At 60.5% G+C, this 19,805-nt stretch carries 21 protein-coding genes and 1 tRNA gene; 9 read left to right on the plus strand and 13 right to left on the minus strand.

Features of this window, described 5'->3' with window-relative positions:
• Positions 1–71: 71 nt before the first annotated feature.
• On the minus strand, positions 72–800 hold the full coding sequence (gene pcsA / locus C5L10_RS24070) for a phosphatidylcholine synthase (protein ID WP_046626454.1): 729 nt from the start codon (positions 798–800) through the stop codon (positions 72–74).
• Between the two features lie 186 nt (positions 801–986).
• Between pcsA and C5L10_RS24075 the strand changes: the two genes are divergently transcribed.
• Positions 987–2,189: a UbiH/UbiF family hydroxylase gene (locus C5L10_RS24075; protein ID WP_105431718.1), complete on the plus strand. Its 1,203-nt coding sequence runs from the start codon at positions 987–989 to the stop codon at positions 2,187–2,189.
• On the opposite strand, the gene C5L10_RS24080 is transcribed toward C5L10_RS24075, so the two are convergent.
• Together C5L10_RS24080 and C5L10_RS24085 are read right to left on the minus strand one after the other, a co-directional pair.
• Positions 2,166–3,128, minus strand: a complete 963-nt coding sequence (locus C5L10_RS24080; RefSeq protein WP_105431719.1) for an AEC family transporter — start codon at positions 3,126–3,128, stop codon at positions 2,166–2,168. The two genes, C5L10_RS24075 and C5L10_RS24080, sit on opposite strands and share 24 nt — an antisense overlap.
• Before the next feature lie 47 nt (positions 3,129–3,175).
• The gene (locus C5L10_RS24085) at positions 3,176–3,934 is read right to left on the minus strand and encodes a cytochrome c biogenesis CcdA family protein (RefSeq protein WP_105431720.1); all 759 of its coding nucleotides are present in this window, start codon (positions 3,932–3,934) and stop codon (positions 3,176–3,178) included.
• A 205-nt stretch (positions 3,935–4,139) separates the two neighbouring features.
• Between C5L10_RS24085 and C5L10_RS24090 the strand changes: the two genes are divergently transcribed.
• Positions 4,140–4,215: transfer RNA gene (locus C5L10_RS24090), tRNA-Lys, on the plus strand.
• Positions 4,216–5,150: 935 nt separating this feature from the next.
• Positions 5,151–6,692, plus strand: a complete 1,542-nt coding sequence (locus C5L10_RS24095; protein WP_105431721.1) for a DegQ family serine endoprotease — start codon at positions 5,151–5,153, stop codon at positions 6,690–6,692.
• A 17-nt stretch (positions 6,693–6,709) separates the two neighbouring features.
• On the opposite strand, the gene C5L10_RS24100 is transcribed toward C5L10_RS24095, so the two are convergent.
• The gene (locus tag C5L10_RS24100; protein ID WP_172717143.1) at positions 6,710–6,946 is read right to left on the minus strand and encodes a hypothetical protein; all 237 of its coding nucleotides are present in this window, start codon (positions 6,944–6,946) and stop codon (positions 6,710–6,712) included.
• 221 nt (positions 6,947–7,167) lie between these two features.
• Here C5L10_RS24100 and C5L10_RS34745 point away from each other — a divergent pair, with 221 nt between their 5' ends.
• Both C5L10_RS34745 and C5L10_RS24105 read left to right on the plus strand, forming a co-directional pair.
• Positions 7,168–7,293: a hypothetical protein gene (locus C5L10_RS34745; RefSeq protein ID WP_256384724.1), complete on the plus strand. Its 126-nt coding sequence runs from the start codon at positions 7,168–7,170 to the stop codon at positions 7,291–7,293.
• 67 nt (positions 7,294–7,360) lie between these two features.
• Positions 7,361–7,540, plus strand: coding sequence for a hypothetical protein (locus C5L10_RS24105; RefSeq protein ID WP_046667096.1), 180 nt, complete (start codon positions 7,361–7,363; stop codon positions 7,538–7,540).
• 81 nt (positions 7,541–7,621) lie between these two features.
• Here the strand turns inward: C5L10_RS24105 and C5L10_RS24110 are convergent, their stop codons facing one another.
• Positions 7,622–7,882, minus strand: coding sequence for a DUF2171 domain-containing protein (locus C5L10_RS24110; protein ID WP_105431723.1), 261 nt, complete (start codon positions 7,880–7,882; stop codon positions 7,622–7,624).
• A 501-nt stretch (positions 7,883–8,383) separates the two neighbouring features.
• On the opposite strand from C5L10_RS24110, the gene C5L10_RS24115 reads away from it, so the two are divergent.
• The 4 genes from C5L10_RS24115 (at position 8,384) to C5L10_RS24130 (ending at position 12,339) form a co-directional block, all read left to right on the plus strand.
• Entirely contained in the window at positions 8,384–9,670 is a 1,287-nt protein-coding gene (locus C5L10_RS24115) for an efflux RND transporter periplasmic adaptor subunit (protein ID WP_371411979.1), read from the plus strand.
• 11 nt (positions 9,671–9,681) lie between these two features.
• Positions 9,682–10,398: an ABC transporter ATP-binding protein gene (locus tag C5L10_RS24120; protein WP_105431724.1), complete on the plus strand. Its 717-nt coding sequence runs from the start codon at positions 9,682–9,684 to the stop codon at positions 10,396–10,398.
• Positions 10,388–11,593 (plus strand): ABC transporter permease, encoded by a 1,206-nt coding sequence (locus C5L10_RS24125; RefSeq protein WP_105431725.1) that lies wholly within the window; start codon positions 10,388–10,390, stop codon positions 11,591–11,593. Before C5L10_RS24120 ends, C5L10_RS24125 begins: the two co-directional genes overlap by 11 nt.
• 122 nt (positions 11,594–11,715) lie before the next feature.
• On the plus strand, positions 11,716–12,339 hold the full coding sequence (locus C5L10_RS24130; RefSeq protein ID WP_105431726.1) for a GntR family transcriptional regulator: 624 nt from the start codon (positions 11,716–11,718) through the stop codon (positions 12,337–12,339).
• 5 nt (positions 12,340–12,344) lie between these two features.
• On the opposite strand, the gene sufA is transcribed toward C5L10_RS24130, so the two are convergent.
• The 8 genes from sufA to sufB form a co-directional block, all read right to left on the minus strand.
• Positions 12,345–12,734: a Fe-S cluster assembly scaffold SufA gene (gene sufA / locus C5L10_RS24135; RefSeq protein WP_105431727.1), complete on the minus strand. Its 390-nt coding sequence runs from the start codon at positions 12,732–12,734 to the stop codon at positions 12,345–12,347.
• A 77-nt stretch (positions 12,735–12,811) separates the two neighbouring features.
• The gene (locus C5L10_RS24140; RefSeq protein ID WP_038586774.1) at positions 12,812–13,192 is read right to left on the minus strand and encodes an SUF system Fe-S cluster assembly protein; all 381 of its coding nucleotides are present in this window, start codon (positions 13,190–13,192) and stop codon (positions 12,812–12,814) included.
• A gap of 11 nt (positions 13,193–13,203) precedes the next feature.
• A complete protein-coding gene (locus C5L10_RS24145) occupies positions 13,204–14,445 on the minus strand; it encodes a cysteine desulfurase (RefSeq protein WP_105431728.1) in 1,242 nt (413 codons plus the stop codon).
• Between the two features lie 13 nt (positions 14,446–14,458).
• Positions 14,459–15,733: a Fe-S cluster assembly protein SufD gene (gene sufD / locus C5L10_RS24150; protein WP_105431729.1), complete on the minus strand. Its 1,275-nt coding sequence runs from the start codon at positions 15,731–15,733 to the stop codon at positions 14,459–14,461.
• Positions 15,734–15,758: 25 nt separating this feature from the next.
• Positions 15,759–16,514, minus strand: a complete 756-nt coding sequence (gene sufC, locus C5L10_RS24155; protein ID WP_046667105.1) for a Fe-S cluster assembly ATPase SufC — start codon at positions 16,512–16,514, stop codon at positions 15,759–15,761.
• A gap of 10 nt (positions 16,515–16,524) precedes the next feature.
• Positions 16,525–17,130 carry a hypothetical protein gene (locus tag C5L10_RS24160; protein ID WP_105431730.1) on the minus strand — a complete coding sequence of 202 codons (606 nt, stop codon included), beginning with the start codon at positions 17,128–17,130 and terminating at the stop codon, positions 16,525–16,527.
• Positions 17,127–18,305, minus strand: a complete 1,179-nt coding sequence (locus C5L10_RS24165) for an AAA family ATPase (RefSeq protein WP_105431731.1) — start codon at positions 18,303–18,305, stop codon at positions 17,127–17,129. Before C5L10_RS24165 ends, C5L10_RS24160 begins: the two co-directional genes overlap by 4 nt.
• A 24-nt stretch (positions 18,306–18,329) precedes the next feature.
• A complete protein-coding gene (gene sufB, locus C5L10_RS24170) occupies positions 18,330–19,799 on the minus strand; it encodes a Fe-S cluster assembly protein SufB (protein WP_046667171.1) in 1,470 nt (489 codons plus the stop codon).
• Positions 19,800–19,805: the final 6 nt, after the last annotated feature.

Consider the following 19,805-nt stretch of genomic DNA (forward strand, 5'->3'; position numbering starts at 1 on the left):
TCGACTGATATTGATACCGTTTTTGTTGCTTCGCACAACACTAAAGAAAAGGCCGTTTCCGGAACGCCCAACTATTTTCCGAGACTGGGGAAAAGCTGCAGAACGCCGCCAATGCAATAGAGGTAGATGCCGCTCAATACGACGCCGTAGACGACCCAGTCGGGCGTATCGAAATGCAGGAGCAGCGAATAGCCGCCGAGCGCGCACCAGATGAGGCAGACGGCCAGATTAAGCGGGCGGAGCCGCTTGACGCGGACGGGATGCAGAAAGTTGATCGGCAGGAAGGTGAGGACAACCGATACGGAGACCAGGACCAGAGCCGCCGTGGCGCTCGCATCGACGACGAATAGCGTAAACACGACCATGTTCCAGACGACCGGAAAGCCGGAAAAAAAGTACTCGTCCGTCTTCATGCCCATGTCGGCATAATAAACGGCGCTTGAGACGACGATCGCGCCGGCGGCGACGAAAGACCATGGCTCGCCGATCATGCCGCTCTGGTAAAGCGCAAACGCCGGCAACAGCACGTAGGTCACGTAGTCGATGATGTTGTCGAGCGTATCGCCCGACCAGTTGGGCAGGACTTCCTTGACCCGCACCTTGCGGGCGATCGGTCCGTCGATGCCGTCGACGAGGAGCGCCAGCCCCAGCCACCAGAACATGTCGACGAAGCGATGCTCGGCTGCCGCGACGACCCCGAGGAAAGCGAGGAACGAACCGGATGCCGTCAGGAGGTGAACCGAGAAGGCGCGAATTTCGGCATACGGAACTTTTTTGTAATTGAAGATTCGTCTGATCACGCGTCAGTCCCGCCTTTCGCTTATCCGGCGAGATATGCGGCCAATCACCGCGCATTGCAACCGGCTTGCCCCAACGCCAGACATAGAGCAGTGCTTTTTCCATGCTGCGCTGCCGTGCCCCATGGATATGCCCGTCGCGAAGCTCTAGATAATCGAGAGTACATTTTGCAGAGCAGGACGACGGACATGCAGCATTTCGAGATCGCCGTGGTGGGCGGGGGACTGGCCGGATCGGTTGCCGCACTGGCGCTCGCGCGTGCCGGCCGCAAGGTGGCGATCATCGCGCCTTCGTCCGAGAAAACCGACGAGCGTACGACCGCACTGATGGACCACTCCATTCGCTTTCTCGAACGACTTGGCGTCTGGGAGGAGATCGCGCCTTCCGCCGCGCCGCTTTCGGTCATGCAGATCGTCGACGGTACCAAGCGGCTGCTGCGCGCGCCGACCGCGCAGTTCCGGGCGCAGGATGTCGGCCTCTACGCCTTCGGCTACAACATACCAAACCGGGCGCTGTCGGAAACGCTGGATGCGGCGGTGGCTGCAGAACGCAATATTACCAACGTCGCCCAGACCGTCGAGACCTTCGATTTCTCGGCCGAGAGAGTGATGCTGACACTGTCGGACGGCACGATTGCCAGCGCCGATTTCGTCGTGGGTGCGGACGGGCGTCAGTCGAAAGCGCGGGAAACGGCCGGCATCGGCGTGCGCCGCTGGTCCTATCCCCAGTCGGCGGTGGTATTGAACTTCGCCCACAGCCTGCCGCACGGCAATGTTTCGACCGAAGTCCATACGGAAAGCGGACCGTTCACCCAGGTTCCCCTGCCCGGCCTGCGCTCCAGCCTCGTCTGGGTGGTGAAGCCGGATGAAGCCCGCCGTCTCGTCGAGCTTCCGACCGAGGAACTGTCGCGGCTGGTCGAAGACCGCATGCAGTCGATGCTCGGCAAGGTGAAGGTCGAAGGCAAGGCACAGGCGTGGCCACTCTCCAGCCTGATGGCAGAGCGGTTCGGCAGGGGTCGGCTGGCGCTGATCGGCGAGGCCGCGCATGCCTTTCCGCCGATCGGAGCGCAGGGCCTCAACCTGTCGCTGCGCGACATCATCGCGCTTTCTGACCTGCTTGCCGCAACCGGCGACCGTCCGGTGCCTGCGGATGCGGGCGATCGCTTCAACCGGCGCCGCGGCCCGGACATCCTCAGCCGCACAGTCGGCGTCGATCTCCTCAACCGTTCGTTGCTATCGGATTTCCTGCCCGTCCAGATGCTGCGCGCCGCCGGCCTGCACATCCTCAGCTACGCGCCGCCGCTTCGCAATCTGCTGATGCGGGAAGGTATCGAACCGGGTCGTGGCCTGCGTGCCGTCGTCGATGCCTTACGGAAAGAGATCCGGCGGTAACGCGCCTGAAGTGATGAGGTAAAGCAGCACCGGCAGCGTTGCCACCGATGCGACCGTAATGATCAGGATGCTCGCCGACGCCCTCTCCTGCCAGACGCCGTATTGCTGGCTGATGACAAAAACGTTGGTCGCCGTCGGCAGCGCCGAAAGCAAAGTCGCGGAATAGATCCAAACGGGATCGAAATTGCCGATCAGCGACAGGACCGCATAGGTGGTCATCGGCAGCACGATCAGCTTGGAGACCGTGATATAGCTGATCTCCACCGGCACGCGCTTGATCGGCCGGAGCGCCAGCGTCACCCCCATGGCAAACAGCGCACAAGGGGCCGCCGCCTGGGCGAGGTAATCGATAAGCCGCTGGAAGGCAGCCGGCGGCTGAACGGCAAATGCCGCGAAGCAGAAACCGAGCGCCGTCGAGATGATGAATGGGTGCAGCACGACTTTCCGGACGATATCGCCGACCACGTGGCTGGCTGGGCGTTTGTCGCCGCCGGCCACCGCCATCATCGCAGGCGCAACGATGAAATGCGCGGCGTTTTCAAAACAGACGATCAGCGCCACCGGCACCGCTGCCGCTTCACCGAAAGCCAGCAGCGCCAGGCCCGGCCCCATATAGCCGATATTGCCGTAGGCGCCGGCAAACGACTGGATGGTGCAATCGGCGAACGAATTGCGACGCAAAAAGAAGCCGATCAGGAAGAGAACGAAGAAGACCAGGTAGGTCGCGCCGATCTCACCGAAGATGAAGTCGGCCCGGGTCAACTGCTCGACCGGGGTGCGGGAAACGAGCTTGAAGAACAGCGCCGGCAGAGCCGCGTAGATGATGAACGTATTCATCCAGCCGAGCGCTTCGGCCGGCTGTTTCGTCGCTCTCGCAGCCAGATAGCCGATGAAGATCAGCCCGAAGAAGGGCAACAGCAATGCAATGATATCGGCCATCGGTTCCCTGCCCGAACGAGCGGGCCGTATTGGAAGACGCTTTTCCGTTAGCCGATTTGCATCAGGATTGGAAAGGTCTGCTGGAACCAGATTGCGGCCGAAGTGACGAAACCGAAGATGAAAGCAAGCCCAGTCAGAATCAGGAAGACCCCCATGACCTTCTCGACCATGCCGAGATGGCGGCGGAAACGGGTGAGGAACCGCATGAACGCACCGGAGAAGCCGGCGGCGATCCAGAACGGCACGGCAAGGCCGAGCGAATAGATGGCGAGCAATGCCGCCCCCTCGCCGACCGTGTCGCGGGATGCCGCGACGCCGAGGATGGCGCCAAGCACCGGGCCGATGCAGGGCGTCCAGCCGAAAGCGAAGGCAAGTCCCATGACATAGGCGCCGGAGAGCGTCGCCGGCTGGCCGCCGCCCTGGAAGCGTGCCTCGCGGGCGAGAAGGCCTATCCGGAAAACCCCTAGAAAATTCAGCCCCATGACGATGATGATCAGGCCGCCGAGCTTCGACAGGAGATCGACATGCTGACGCAACAGCACGCCGATCGTCGAGGCGCCGGCCCCGAGCGCCACGAAGACGGTGGCGAACCCGAGGGTGAAGAACAATGCCGACTTGAGTACCGCCCGCCGTGTTCCGCCCCCCGAATCGATAACCGCCGCCCCTCCGCCGCCGCGGAACTGCTCGACCGAAATGCCCGCCATATAACAGAGATAGGGCGGCACGAGCGGCAGCACGCAAGGAGAGAGAAACGACAATGCGCCGGCAAGAAGCGCGCTCAGCAGGGATATTTCGGCAATCGACACGTGTGGCTCCGGATGGCGGGCTTTCCGGGAGCCCGCGTCTTACGCTTGAGGTAATGGCCGAACGCGGCGAATGCCAATCACCTTTTCGCACCGCGGCGGAAAAGCGTCAGATAGCCGCATTTTTGCTGTTTTTGCGGGTTGACCGCAAGGGGTCACCTGCCTATGTTCCGCGCACTTTCAAGGACGCGCTTACCCGCGGCCGCGGGAGAGCGTAGCTCAGCTGGTAGAGCAACTGACTTTTAATCAGTAGGTCTCGGGTTCGAACCCCGACGCTCTCACCATACCCAAATTCAATCATACACTTAAACGGCACCAATGCGATTGCAGTGGTTTGGTGTGCATGGGCCAAGGCTCCGCGCGCTGTCTCGTTCGCAGTGGCGGATAGAATCGCTGCGCACTGCTTCGTCACAATGTGGGTGGACGAAATCCGGCCGGTCTGTCACAAGCCGATCAGGACGCGACTGCCGTTAACTTTAGAACGGGGTCGGGCGACCGATTGACGTCACGTCGCTGCCACGAGATCACGTCGGCCGTCCTTTCTTAGATCCGGTCCTGGATCACGCTCAAACGCATCGAAAAAGCCCCGCCTCACCCATTACAATTTGCTCATCTTCAGAGCGGATGCCATTCATTACAGCCAGATCACGTTTGCGGCTGCAAATCGCGGGCGGGCGAAAACTCCGGGTGCAGCGTCAAGCCCTTGAAATAGCTTATTTCGTGAGATCAAAGACGTCTCCGGAGCGGAGCATTTGGCCTAAAGTTCGGCAAATGGGGCCTTCCAAACCTTATTTATTATTAAGCTGACCTTCGAGGCTTAGAGGCGTATTTCTGTCTTCAAGACTGAATGCTGCCGACGGCCGGAGAGGCCGTGACGGCAGAGCCAGTTTCACAACCGTTTGCCGAAGGTGGAGCTCAGATATGCGCTCGCTCGTCCCGATAAACCAGCCTTCCCCCGTGTCGCCGGCGTCCTGCCCGGTCATGCACCTCACCGGACCGCCCAGCGATCGACTTCGATAGCCAGGCGTTCGAAGTCGCTTCACCCGCGTTCCCGTGAACCGGTTTCTGATGCGACGGCTTTCTCCAAGGCCGGCTTTTCAGCTCCGCAAATCTCCAGAACCCCAACCGATCGGCCGCGCTCACCCGCGCAGCTCCGATCCTGTTCGCCCCAAAGCGCCGCCTCCCGTCGCAAGGGCTGCAGATTGAAAGGAAGACCTCCATGTCAAATATCCTTCGCAGACATCGGATCGCGGCACTTCTTGGCGCCGCCATCATCGCTGTCCCGCTCTCCGTGCCGGTCATTCTCGGCACCAATGCGGCGCATGCAGCAACCACGGCAACGGCTGCTGCCGGCTCAGTTTCGGGCATCGTCGCTCCGGGTGGTTCGTTCGCACCGATCGTTTCCGCCGACAAACCGGCCGTCGTCACCATCACCACCACGATGAAGGCGCAGAACGTCGCTTCGGACGACAGCTCGCCCTTGGACGACAATTCGCCGTTCGACGAACAGTTCCGGCAGTTCTTCGGCCAGCAGGGCATTCCCATGCCGCGCCATATGCCGCAGCAGCGTCAGGCTCCCCGGACCGAAGCTCTCGGCTCCGGCTTTGTCGTCACGGCCGACGGTTACATCGTCACCAACAATCACGTGATCGACAACGCGATCGATATCAAGGTGACGCTCGACGACGGCACCGACGTCCCGGCCAAGCTGATCGGCGCCGACGCGAAATCCGATCTCGCCGTCATCAAGATCAACGCGCCGAAGCCGCTGGCGACGATCGCCTGGGGCGATTCGGACAAGCTCAATGCCGGCGACCAGATTCTGGCAATCGGCAATCCGTTCGGCATCGGCACGACCGTCACCGCCGGCATCGTTTCAGCCCGCGGCCGCGATCTCCACAGCGGCCCCTATGACGATTTCATCCAGATCGATGCACCGATCAATCATGGCAATTCCGGCGGCCCGCTGGTCGATCTCGAAGGCAAGGTCGTCGGTATCAATACGGCAATCTATTCCCCCAACGGCGGCAGTGTCGGTGTCGGCTTTGCCATCCCGTCCGACCAGGCCCAGAAGGTCGTCGCCAAGCTGATGAAGGACGGCTCAATCGAGCATGGCTTCATCGGGGTGCAGATCCAGCCGGTGACGGCGGATGTGGCTAGCGCCATAGGCCTCGACAAGCCGGAAGGCGCGCTGGTCGCCAATGTCAACGACGACACGCCGGCGGCCAAGGCCGGCATCCGGACCGGCGACGTCATTACCGCGCTCGGCGGCCAACAGATCAAGTCGCCGCGGGATTTGTCACGCATGGTGGCCGACCTGACGCCCGGCGCAAAGGAGGGCCTGACCGTCTGGCGTCAGGGCCAAAGCCGCAATCTCAGCATCACTGTTGGCGGCAACGAGCCCGACCAGCAGCAGGTTTCTGCCGACAAGGGTGACAAGTCCACGCAGAGTGCCCAGCGCGTTCCGACCATCGGCATCGGTCTTGCCGATCTTACGCCGGATATCCGCGAGGCGCTCAACCTGCCGCGTCGGGAAAACGGCGCAGTGATCGAAAGCGTTGCCCCCGACAAGCCGGCTGCCGACGCCGGCCTGCAGGCCGGAGATATCATCGTCTCGATCAACCAGCAGCCTGTGACGTCGGCGAAGGAAGCCAAGGCGGCGGTCGCGGAAGCCGGCAAGTCCGGGCGCAAGTCCGTCCTGCTCCTCATCCAGCGCGGCGAGAACCAGACCTTCGTCGCGGTCCCCTTCTCGATCGGCTGAACATCGGCCTCGCCTGATCATCTCGCCGCCGCCCGGTTGTCGCGACCGGGCGGCGGTCGTTTGGTCCCGCCCACACTCCTGTCCAACGCGGCGACGAGTTCTGCAAACCTTGCCCTTGCCCGAGCAAGCACCAGCGCATCGGCGATCGGTTTGTCGACAACGTCCTCCAGAGCCCGAGACACCCGGCGGGCCGCTCTCTTCAAGTCGCCGGGAGCGGCTTCGGCAGCCACGATCTCGGTCGCCAGGATATACATTCGCCGATAGCTCCTTGCTTCGGCGGCCGCCCTCATCCACGTCCTAGGGAAATCAGTCATCCGGGCTTAGATGGGAGCCGCCGGCGGAAAGTCAGCCGCGCCGTAACGGTAGAGTCAATCTCGCTTTAACCAAAACTTAGGCGTGAATTATCATCTCCTGATGAAACCCACGCCGGAACCTTCCTAGACAAAAGACGTTTGCCCGGCCGAAGGAGCGTCTTATGCGCGTTATATTCGTGGTCATGATCGTTTCGGTGCTCAGCATCCTGGCATTCAAATATGCCGATCAGTCGCTTGGCGGTGGCGACATCATGGCCTCACCCACGGAACTCTCGGCCCAGAACTGACACGATGGCGTGAGGCCGGAACCTTCCTGTTTTCCGGGGGTTGTCAGGATGGAGAGGAGCCGTAGTCATGAGCGCCCAGAATGTCCTGATTGCCTTGGGATCCGCCATCGCGGGCGGCCTTGTCGTTACCCTTCTGATGCATCCCGCCGGACCGACCGCCAGCACGAAATCGGATCGCCTCAGCGGCCCTCCGGCGGAGACCGCCTTCCTGCCGGAACGCTTCGGCGTTCCAGGTTCGACACAGTGATCGCGACGCGGTAAAATTGGAATCTGAAATGCGGAAAGGCCGGCGCCTCTTTCCAAGCGCCGGCCTTTGTATGTCCAGCAATCAGTGAACGGCCTTGCCGCCCTCTTCTTCTTCGAATGTCACCGCGACATCGCCGTCTGCCGAAAGACGGACCCTGTCGCCTTCGATATCGGCGACCAGTTCCAGCGGAATGAAGTGGTGGTGGCCTCGATGGCCGCCCTCGCCGCTGTCCTTCTTCGTCAACTTGATACGGCTGCCTTCGACGTGGTCGACCGTTCCAACATGGGCACCATCCGCGCCGATGACTTCGGCGTGTTCCTTGATTCTTGCAGCATCGATCATGGGAAATCTCCTTTTCTGCGTTTCGACAACGCATGAATGGGAATATCGATGCATGCTCTTCGAAATTGGGAGGCTTTCACAAAACAGGCCACTCGCGGAGAACGTCCCGAACTGCTGCCCACGCTTTCGGTCGAGTATACCTTTGGTTTTATTGGTCAGGGTGAACACAAGATCATGGCCAGCGTGGCAGGCGCCTCGGGCGGTCAGAATAGCTGCGAAAGCGCAAGCCAACGCAGAGAATTTCCAACCATAATACTGTAAGTATACCCGTATTTTTATGCACCATTACTATTTGCAGGCTTTAAGCACAGGACGAAACGGAAATTATTCTTTCGCCTCCATAGGTTACCGATATTTAAGTTTTATCATTTCCGGTTTCATGTCATTGAGAGAGCAGAAGAATTCCCTCCGGCGACCACGCTTCCGGCGGATTTGCGCCGCAGGACGGCGCAGCGGGAGATTTAGTCCCGGTTGTATCGCTACCCAGCAAAGGACAGACCGTTGAACGTGCAGAACACCCCCGACCCGGCAACAAAGACCAGCGGCACGCCCGATCTCGCCGCGATCCTGGCCAATTCGGGAAACCAGCGCAAGAAGCGCCGCTGGGTCTGGCCGACGGTCCTTATCGTTGTCGTTGCCGCTGCGGCAGGCGCTTACAGCTATTTCGGCAGCAGCGGCCCGCGCTACGACTACACCACCCAGCCGGCAAAGCGCGGCGGCCTCTCGGTCATCGTCACGGCGACCGGCTCGGTCCAGCCGACCGATCAGGTGGACATATCGAGCGAATTGTCGGGTACCGTCCGCAAGGTCAATGTCAGCTACAACAGCGCGGTGAAACAGGGAGACGTGCTCGCCGAGCTCGACACCAACAAGCAGGAAGCGGATGTCCAGAGCGCCCGCGCCCAGTTGGCTTCGGCAAGGGCCAACGTGCTGAAGGCCGAAGCGGAAGCGGCCTCGGCCAAGAATTCGCTCGACCGCCTGACCGGGCTCGTCAGCAACCGCATTTCGACCCAGCAGGAGCTGGACGCGGCGAAATTCACCTATGATTCGGCGCTCGCCACCAAGGCCGTCAACGAGGCGTCCGTTCTTTCCGCCGAAGCCAATCTGCGGCTCTCGGAGCTCAATCTTCTCAAGCTCAAGATCGTTTCGCCGATCGATGGCATCGTGCTGACGCGCGACGTGGATCCGGGGGCGACCGTCGCCTCCTCACTGAATGCGCCGGTGCTCTTCACCATCGCCGGAGACCTGAAGCGCATGGAGTTACAGGTCGCGGTCGACGAGGCGGATGTCGGCCATGTCCAGGAAGGCCAGTCGGCGAAATTCTCGGTCGACGCCTATCCCGATCGCAACTTTCCGGCCACCATCCAGGCAGTGCGCTTTGCATCCGAAACCGTCTCCAACGTCGTCACCTACAAGGCGATCCTGACTGTCGACAATGCCGACCTGCTGCTGCGTCCCGGCATGACGGCAACTGCGGACATCACCGTGCAATCGGTCACCGACGCGCTTCTCGTGCCGAACTCGGCGCTGCGCTACTCGCCGCCGACGACGGCGCGCAGCCGCGGCAATTTCCTCACCCGGCTCTTCGCACCGCCCCGGCCGCGCGGCAATCGCGGTGGCGACAATGCATCGAGTGCAGGCCGTGCCGTCTGGGTCCTGCGCGCTGGCGTGCCGACCCGGGTTCAGGTCGAGACCGGCCCGACCGACGGGCAGTTCACGGTGCTGAAATCCGGCGAGGTCAAGCAAGGCGATCTGCTGATCACGGACGCCGTCGCCAGGGCGAGCTGAGGAGGGTTTTGATGACGCTCCCTCCCATCATCACCTTCAGGCAGGTCTCGAAGTTCTACGGGCACGGCGAAGCGACGATCCGCGCTCTCGATCATATCGACCTGTCGATCACGGCGGGCGAGTTCGTATCGATCATGGGGCCGTCCGGTTCCGGCAAGTCCACCGCGATGAACATCATCGGCGGGCTCGACGTGCCTTCATCCGGTGAATATCTGTTCCAGGGCATTCCGACGAGTGGCTTCGACCGCGCGCAGCTGACGCTGCTGCGGCGTCACATGCTCGGCTTCGTGTTCCAGGGGTTCAACCTGCTCGCCCGCACATCCGCCGTCGAAAATGTCGAACTGCCGCTGGTCTATCGGGGCATGGATCACCGCGAGCGGCGCAAACGTGCGCTCGTCGCGCTGGAACAGGTGGGCCTCAAGGGGCGCGAGGGCCATACGACGCAGGAACTGTCGGGCGGCCAGCAGCAGCGCGTGGCGATCGCGCGCGCCATCGTCACCGATCCCGCCGTGCTGCTTGCCGACGAACCGACCGGCAATCTCGACACCAGGACCAGCGCAGAGATCATGGAACTGATCACCCGGCTCAATCGCGACAACGGCATTACCGTGATCATGGTCACTCACGAAGAGGACATCGCCGCCTATGGCAAGCGGCTCCTGCGCTTCATCGACGGTCATCTCGCTTCGGATCAGGCGCAGGTGAAGGAGCACGACCATGTTCTTTGAGACGGCGAAATTGGCCTGGCGTGCGATCAGCCGCAACATGCTGCGTTCCTTCCTCACCGTGCTCGGCGTGGTCATCGGTGTCGCGGCGGTGATCGCCATGGTGACGGTCGGCAACGGCACGACGGCGAAGGTGCAGGCCGAACTGTCCCGCCTCGGCACGAACACGCTTTTCGTCCGTCCGGGTCAATGGGGACCGGGACGCGCCAGCAGCGAGGCCAAGCGCTTCAACGACAAGGATGTCCTGGCGATCCAGGAACAGGTGGCCGGGCTTCGCGCCGTGGCGCCCGTGAACCGCGGCACCGCGACCGTGATTGCCGGCGGCGCCAACCATTCGTCGAGCGTGATCGGCACCAACAATGATTATCTGATCGCCCAGGACTGGGATCTGTCTCTCGGCCGGTCGTTCCTCGCCAACGAAGATCGTGGCAGCCAGGCTGCCTGCATCATCGGCGAGACCGTGCGCAAGGAACTCTTTGGCGCAGCCAACCCGGTCGGGCAGAATATCCGTGTCAGCAATGTCGCCTGCCCGGTGGTCGGCGTGCTTGCCGTCAAGGGCCAGTCCGGCATGGGCGACGACCAGGACGACACGGTCATCATGCCCTTGAAACTCCACCAGCGGCGGATCGGCGGCACGACGACGATCAGCAGCATCATCCTGTCGGCGCAGGATGGTGTGGCGACCACAAAGGTCCAGTCGGACGTCGAAAGCCTGCTGCGCGAACGGCGCAGGATCGCGATCGGCCGCGAGGACGATTTCTCGGTCAACGACATGTCGCAGGTCGCCGCCGCAATGACCGGCACGACGGTGCTGCTGACCGGCCTGCTCGGCGCGGTGGCGGCTGTCAGCCTGCTGGTCGGCGGAATCGGCATCATGAACATCATGCTGGTTTCGGTCACCGAACGCACCCGCGAGATCGGCATTCGCCTCGCGATCGGTGCCCTTGAGCGGCAGGTGCTGACCCAGTTTCTCGTCGAGGCGGTGATGCTGTCGATCTTCGGCGGCGTCAGCGGCATCGTTGCCGGCCTTGCGCTTGCGTATGGTGTCGTCAGCTTCCTCGGCGTGCCCTTCGTCGCCAGCCCGACGATCATCCTGCTTGCCTTCGCCTTCTCGGCGGCGATCGGCATGGTGTTCGGCTATTTCCCCGCCCGGCGTGCGGCGCAGCTCAATCCGATCGAAGCGCTCCGGCACGAATGACCAAAGCGCCTCTGGCCGCCGGGGGCGCCGACGAACAACTGTATACTGCAGACTGATATATCAGCTCGGCTTGCCATTCTAAATGCGACATGTCATCTTCTGATATATCAGAGAGGATTACCATGGCATCCGAAGCTGAATCGCTCAGCAGACAGGCCTATCACCGGCTTGAAACCCTGATTGTCACCATGAAGCTGCCGCCCGGCGCACTGGTAACGGAAAAGCAGCTCATCGGCCTTGCGGGCCAAGGCCGCACGCCAGTGCGCGAAGCGATCCAGAAACTCGAATGGCAGGGATTGATGCGGGTGCGCCCGCGCGTCGGGCTGCAGGTCACTGAGATTATCGAGAGCGACCACGAAAACATCATGCAGGTGCGGCGCCAGCTTGAACCGGTTGCAGCAGCCTTGGTGGCGGAACATGCCAGCGATGAGCAACGCAGCGCCCTCCTCGACTGCGCCAAGGCGATGGGTGCCGCTGCGGCGACCGGTGACATTCATGGCTTCCTGGATGCCGACAAGCGTTTCGACGAGGTTCTGGAGGAGGCCTGCCCCAACCGGTTCCTGACCTCGGCGCTGGCGCCGCTCCAGACCCATTCGCGGCGGCGGTGGTTTTCGACGGCCTCTATCGAACGGCTGGATCAGGCGGTAACCCAGCATGTCGCCGTCATCCGCGCCATCCGGGCGGGCGACGTCGAAGCGGCACGAAGAGCGATGGAGACGCTCCTCGCCCATCTGACGAATTCATGAGGTAATCAGGCGTGAACTTCGGCTTCGCGCTGCTTTGCGAGCGCGGCAAGATCCGCAGGCTTCAGCTCAACCGACTCGCCGCAACCGCAGGCAGACGTCTGGTTTGGATTGACGAAGGTGAAGCCCGAACGCATCTGCGTGACTTCGAAATCCATCTGGGTGCCGAGGAGATAAAGCACGGCGGAAGGCTCGATCCAGACGCTCGCGCCGTCGTACTCGATCATGTCGTCCTTGGCATTGGGCTCGGTGACGAGATCGACCGTGTATTCCATGCCGGCGCAGCCGCCCTTCTTGATCCCCACGCGCAGGCCCTTGGCCTCCGGTCCGGAACTGGCGACGAGCTGCTTGACGCGGGTCGCGGCGGCATCGGTCATGGTCATAATGGCGAAGCCCATGGGCTCATTCTCCTTCCGCACACGGATTCAAGGTCCGGTGTTTCACGATTCAAATGTAGTACCGACCGATTAATCGATCAATACCAGCCGACAGCCACCTGGGCTTCTTCGGACATGCGCTCCGGCGTCCACGGCGGATCGAATGTCATCTCGACTTCGACACCGGACACGCCTTCGACGGCGCCGACGGCGTTTTCCACCCAGCCCGGCATTTCGCCGGCGACCGGGCAGCCTGGCGCAGTCAGCGTCATCATGATCTTCACCATGCGGTCGTCCTCGATGTCGATCTTGTAGATCAGACCGAGTTCGAAGATGTCGGCAGGGATTTCCGGATCATAGACCGTTTTTAGCGCTCCGATCACGTCGTCGCTCAGTCGCGCCAACTCATCGGCCGGAATAGCGGATTGGATCAGTCCCTCGCGGGCGTCCCACTTCAATTCCGTTTCATCGGCGGCCATGGCAATAGTCCTCAAGCAAAGAATTTTCGCGCGTAGTCGAGCGCATCGGCCAGCGCATCCACTTCGGCACGGGTATTATACATGCCGAACGATGCCCTGCATGTGGAGGTGACGCCGAAGCGCTTCAAGAGCGGCATGGCGCAATGGGTGCCGGCGCGGACAGCCACGCCCTTACGGTCGATCACCATCGAGACGTCATGGGCGTGGACGCCCGCAAGCTCGAAGGAGAAGATGCCGCCCTTGCCCGGCGCATTGCCGATGATCCGCAGCGAGTTGATGGCGCGCAGGCGTTCCACCGCGTAGGCGGCCAAATCCGCCTCGTGGCGGGCGATCGCGGCACGGCCGATCTTGTCCATGTAGTCGAGCGCGTAGCCGAGCCCGATCGCCTGGACGATCGGCGGCGTACCCGCCTCGAAACGATGCGGCGGATCGTTGTAAGTAACGATATCCTCGGTGACGTCGACGATCATCTCGCCGCCGCCCTGGAACGGCCGCATCTCCCTCAGCCGGTCCGACTTGCCGTAAAGCACGCCGATGCCGGACGGACCGTAAAGCTTGTGCCCGGTCATCACGTACCAGTCGCAATCGATGTCGCGGACATCGACCGGCATGTGCACGGCGCCCTGGCTGCCGTCGATCAGAACTGGAATGCCACGCTCATGGGCGATGCGGCAGACTTCCTTGACCGGAACCACGGTGCCGAGCGCGTTCGACATATGGGTGATGGCGACGAGCTTGGTCTTATTGGTGAGAGACTTTTCGAAATCCTCGATATGGAAGGCACCCTCGTCGTCGACCGGCACCCAGACCAGCTTGGCGCCCTGCCGCTCGCGGATGAAATGCCAGGGCACGATGTTGGAATGGTGCTCCATGATCGTCACGACGATCTCGTCGTCGGCACCGATATTCGGCATGCCCCAGCCGTAGGCGACCGTGTTGATCGCCTCGGTCGAGTTCTTGGTGAAGACGATCTCGTCCACCGAACCGGCATTCAGGAACCGGCGCACCTTTTCGCGCGACGCCTCATAGGCTTCGGTCGCGGCATTCGAGAGGAAATGCAGGCCGCGATGGACGTTCGCATATTCGCTGGAATAGGCGTGGCTGATCGCGTCGATCACCACCTGCGGCTTCTGGGCCGAGGCGCCGTTGTCGAGATAGACCAGCGGCTTGCCGTGCACCATCGTCGACAGGATCGGAAAATCCCGGCGGATCGCTTCCACATCGTAGGTCGTCGAGGGTGCACTCTGGTCCATATCAGGCCCCTTCTCAGGCGTGTTTTTCAAGCCAGGCCGAGATGACGCCTTCCAGCGCCTCGACCAGCTTTTCTTCCTCGAGTTCCTCGACGATCTCGGCAACGAAGGCATTGACCAGCATGGCCCGCGCCTTGTTTTCCGGAACGCCGCGCGCCATCAGGTAGAAGAGATGGCTGCTCTCGATATCGGCAACCGTCGCGCCATGGCCGCAGACCACGTCGTCGGCGAAGATTTCGAGCTCGGGCTTGGCCGAGAACCCGCCATCCTCGGTCAACAGAAGCGTGTTGCAGGACATCTTGGCATCGGTTTTCTGGGCATCCGGAGCGACCCGGATCATGCCCTGGAAAACACCGTTGGCGCGGTCGAACACGACGTTGCGGATGATCTCCGTCGAGTTGGTGTTCGGCACGTTGTGGCCGAGAACCAGCGTGACGTCGGTGTGGCTTTCGCCGCCGAGCAGGTTGACCCCGCGCAGCGTCAGTTCGGCACCCTCGCCGGCCACGTCGATTCGCAGTTCCTGGCGCACCAGCTTGCCGCCGGCATTGATGACGAACAGCCGAAGCTTGGCATCGGTGCCGAGCTTTACGCGGATCTGGCCGAGATGGGTGTCCTCTGCGGCCTGCTGCTGCAGGATGATCCAGGTGATGTCAGCGCCGTCCTCCAGCGCGATGTCACTTATCGAGGACACAAGCGCTGAACCTTCCGCCACCGACCGGTGACGCTCGATGATCGTCGCCTTGGAGGCGGCGCCGAAGGAGACCGGGAAGCGCGTATGAACCTGGCCGGCGCCGTGCAAGGCCTGCAGTTCGATCGGCGCGTCCAATTCCGTATTGGCCGGAACGGCGATCGCATAACCATCGCGCACGAAGCTGCCGTTGATGCGGCCGATCGCGTCGTCCTTGTCGAGCGCCGTCAGGCCGGCCGCGGCTGAGCCGTCGGCGAGCCTGTCCCTGAAGAGCGCGATCTCGATGCCGTCAACGGCGGCCTTCGCATCGGCAGTACCCTGCAGGATCGAAAGGACCTTCGATCCCTCGACCAGAGGCGCGGCCGGATCGATTGCCGAGACGGTAGCGGCGTCCGGGAGGACACGCAGCAGGTTCTTGAGGTCGGTATAATGCCAGGCCTCGATGCGGCGTGTCGGCAGGCCGGACTTCTTGAGATCGTCCAGAAGCCGGTCCCGCGTGCCGATCACGGCGCCATTGCCCGGCAGTTCGCCGATCTGCGCGCCGAAGGCTTCGACCAGCGCGGTTTCCGCAGCCGTGAGGCGGCTTGTCGTCTGCATGTTCATGACAACATCCTTCCCTTCGGGCCGCTTAAGCCGCTTCTCCGATGATATCGGCATAGCCGTTCTCTTCCAGCTCAAGCGCAAGCGCCTTGTCGCCGGAGCGGATGATCTGACCCTTGTAGAGCACATGAACCGTGTCCGGCACGATGTAGTCGAGCAGGCGCTGATAGTGGGTGATGACGATGGTGGCGCGGTCCGGCGACTTCAGCGCGTTGACGCCGTCGGCGACGATCTTCAGCGCGTCGATGTCGAGGCCGCTGTCGGTCTCGTCGAGGATGCAAAGCTTCGGCTCGAGCAGCGCCATCTGCAGGATCTCGGCGCGCTTCTTTTCGCCGCCGGAGAAACCGACGTTGAGCGGGCGGCGCAGCATGGCCTGGTCGATCTTCAGCTTGTCGGCGGCGTCCTTGACGCGGCGGATGAAGTCCGGTGTCGTCAGTTCCGCTTCGCCGCGCGCCTTGCGCTGCTCGTTCATCGCAACCTTCAGGAACTGCATGGTGGCAACGCCCGGAATTTCGAGCGGGTACTGGAAGGCGAGGAAGATGCCCTTGGAAGCCCGCTCGGCCGGGTCGAGTTCCAGGATGCTCTCGCCGTTATAGAGGATGTCGCCCTCGGTGACTTCGTAATCCTGGCGGCCCGACAGGATGTAGGAGAGGGTCGACTTGCCGGAGCCGTTCGGGCCCATGATGGCCGCGATTTCGCCAGCCTTCACGGTGAGGTTCAGGCCGCGGATGATCTCGGTGCCGTCTTCGGCGATGCGGGCGTGCAGGTTCTTGATCTCAAGCATGGTCCAATTCCTAGTTTGTTATGTGATGAGCGACACTCGCTAGACGATCACAGGCTCGCCGCAGGCTATCGCTATTTTGAGATGCTCGACGGCAGTCCCACATTCTCTCAACGAAGCCACACAAGACTTCATTGTATCCGATACCCTGTTTCGCTCTTACGCCACGCGCTGGTACTAGGTCGGATCGAAGGTCGCGCTTTGCTTTTCGAGCAATATCCACAAGTTTAGCTTTGGGATCCACTAAAGTCTCAGGGTCTTGTGGTACGGCATTTTGCGAAACCCCAAGAAAATCTGAAAAATGAACTCTATCCGCCATCAGCCAGCTTTCGGTTTCTCTTACGGCAATCCGGAATACGAATTTATTAGGTTGATCTATCTTATGGAACCAATCAGCCTTCATGGACGGTGCACATTTTGCGGCATCTAGATCAGTCAGCAAAACGATGACATTTCGTGCCGCCATACCTGCAAAATCGTGCATCTTTGACTTCAAATACCCGAACCCGTTTCTACGAAGAGTCTGAATCTCGACCTTCTCGCCGATCTCAGTGTGGATCATCTTTAGGCCAACTGCTTCGCTAAGAACATCCTCCGTAGCTAAGTACAAAAACGTCATGCGAAAATGTCCATTTGCAACGAGGCTCCTGAGACTTTCTGCGCACGAGGTAGCACCACCTCGGCTGGAGAAAACCCTGAATCCATCGCCTCAAGCTCCGCATCCGTTGCTTGACTGATAGCTGTTCCTTCATTGGAAGGCTGTAGAATCAGAAGACTGCGCCCATCAATACCTGCGTTACCGAGTAAAGACTTACTATGCGTCGTTACGATTATCTGGCGCTTCTTCTTTGTTGATTTCTGAACCTTTTCAATCAATCGAGGTAGCTGGGCAACAATTTCCTCATTAAGCGACAGCTCTGGTTCCTCAAGCAACAGTAACGACGTACCATCTAATAAAAGCCAGAAGAGCGAAATCAATCGTAACGTTCCATCAGAAAATTGATCCTCCCGCTGTATTGCACCGCGAGGACGATGATGAATGTAGCGAACCTCAAGATGAGGCGTTCCGGAAATCTCATCGCGGACAAAATCCAATTGTTCAACCTGCGGAATGACCTCTTTCAACACCTTCTCTATTCGCGCCAATCTCCGCTTTCTGGTCGCTTCACTTGTCCGCGCGATGCGCTCCATAAAGCCTTGACCGAATGGGTCATCCTCCAGTTTGCGCCCACCGATAAGATCACCAAATTTGAGGAGCTGTGGAACGACATGCAGATAGTTCGTAGCTCCGAAGAACTCAGCCAATTCTCGAAACTGGGCATTGGCTTGTATCTGCTCAAGGGCGGTCTGCGTAAGACGCTCGCTGTCCGCTCGGTCCTGCTTATCGGGCCGCTTGATCAAAACCTCTTCGTTACCTTCACCGTCATATTTGGTAACAACCTCTTCTACAATTAAAAGACGATGAGCACCCTTGCCTTCTGTGTTGAACGAAAGTTTGTATTTCCAAATTGGAAAAGCGTCATCAGCAGAGTTTGATATCTCAATCTCGAGCCCAATCTCTGGATTAGTTCGAGCACGCAGACATCTCAGTTTTTTTAACGTACCGCGATCACTGACGGCTTTCTGCAACCCACCGCCTGTGGACTTCGCAACGTCACGGAGGAAACGAAAAACGTCCAAGAAGTTTGATTTACCGGATGCATTGATCCCGAGCACATATGTCACATCGCGCAGAGTCGCATCAGCACTTTTGAAATTTCGCCAATTTTGCAAATGCAACTTCGTGATTATCATGATCGGATATCTTTCCTCGTGGATTTATCCCACACTTCCCTCGAGCGAGATGCCGATCAGCTTCTGGGCCTCGACGGCGAATTCCATCGGCAACTGCTGGATGACGTCCTTGACGAAGCCGTTGACGATCAGGGCGATAGCTTCCTCTTCGGGAATGCCGCGCTGCATGACGTAGAACTTCTGGTCCTCGGAAATCTTCGAGGTCGTTGCTTCGTGCTCGATCTGTGCCGATGCGTTCTTCACATCGATATAGGGCACGGTGTGCGCACCGCACTGGTCACCGATCAGGAGCGAGTCGCAATTGGTGAAGTTGCGGGCATTCGAAGCTTTGCGGTTGATCGACACCTGACCGCGATAGGTATTGTTCGAATTGCCGGCGGAAATGCCCTTCGAGATGATGCGGCTCGACGTGTTCTTGCCGAGATGGATCATCTTGGTGCCGCTGTCGATCTGCTGATAACCGTTGGACACGGCGATCGAATAGAACTCGCCGCGGCTATCGTCGCCGCGAAGAATGCAGCTCGGATATTTCCAGGTGATCGCCGAACCGGTCTCGACCTGCGTCCAGGAGATCTTCGAGCGGGCGCCACGGCAATCGCCGCGTTTGGTGACGAAGTTGTAGATCCCGCCTTTCCCTTGCGCATCGCCCGGGTACCAGTTCTGCACCGTCGAATACTTGATCTCCGCATCGTCGAGGGCGATGAGTTCGACCACGGCGGCGTGGAGCTGGTTCTCGTCACGCTGAGGAGCCGTGCAGCCTTCGAGGTAGGAAACGTAAGCGCCTTCCTCGGCGATGATCAGCGTGCGCTCGAACTGGCCGGTGTTCTTCTCGTTGATGCGGAAATAGGTGGACAGCTCCATCGGGCACCGCACGCCCTTCGGCACGAAGACGAAGGAACCGTCTGTGAACACGGCGGCGTTCAGCGTCGCATAGAAATTGTCCGAGGTCGGAACGACCGAGCCCAGATATTTCTTGATCAGCTCGGGATGTTCGCGGATCGCCTCGGAGATCGACATGAAGATCACGCCGGCCTTCTGAAGTTCCTTCTTGAAGGTGGTCACGACCGAGACGGAGTCGAAGACGGCGTCGACGGCGACCCTGGGCGTCTCGACGCCAGCCAGAATCTCCTGTTCGCGCAGCGGAATGCCGAGCTTCTCGTAGACCCTCAACAGTTCCGGATCGACTTCTTCGAGCGACTTCGGGCCGGCGGTGCTTTTAGGCGCGGCGTAATAGTAAAGGTCGTTGAAGTCGATCTTCGGATATTCGACGCGTGCCCAGGTGGGCTCTTCCATGGTCAGCCAGCGACGATAGGCGTCGAGACGCCATTCCAGCATCCATTCCGGCTCCTGCTTCTTGGCCGAGATGAAACGGATGATATCTTCCGAAAGACCCTTTGGCGCCTTGTCCACTTCGATGACGGTTTCGAAACCGTATTTGTACTGGTCCACATCGATTAGGCGAACCTGATCGATTGTTTCCTGCACGGCAGCCATGTTCAT

This window comes from Neorhizobium sp. T6_25 (genome assembly GCF_002968555.1).
GTDB lineage: Bacteria > Pseudomonadota > Alphaproteobacteria > Rhizobiales > Rhizobiaceae > Neorhizobium.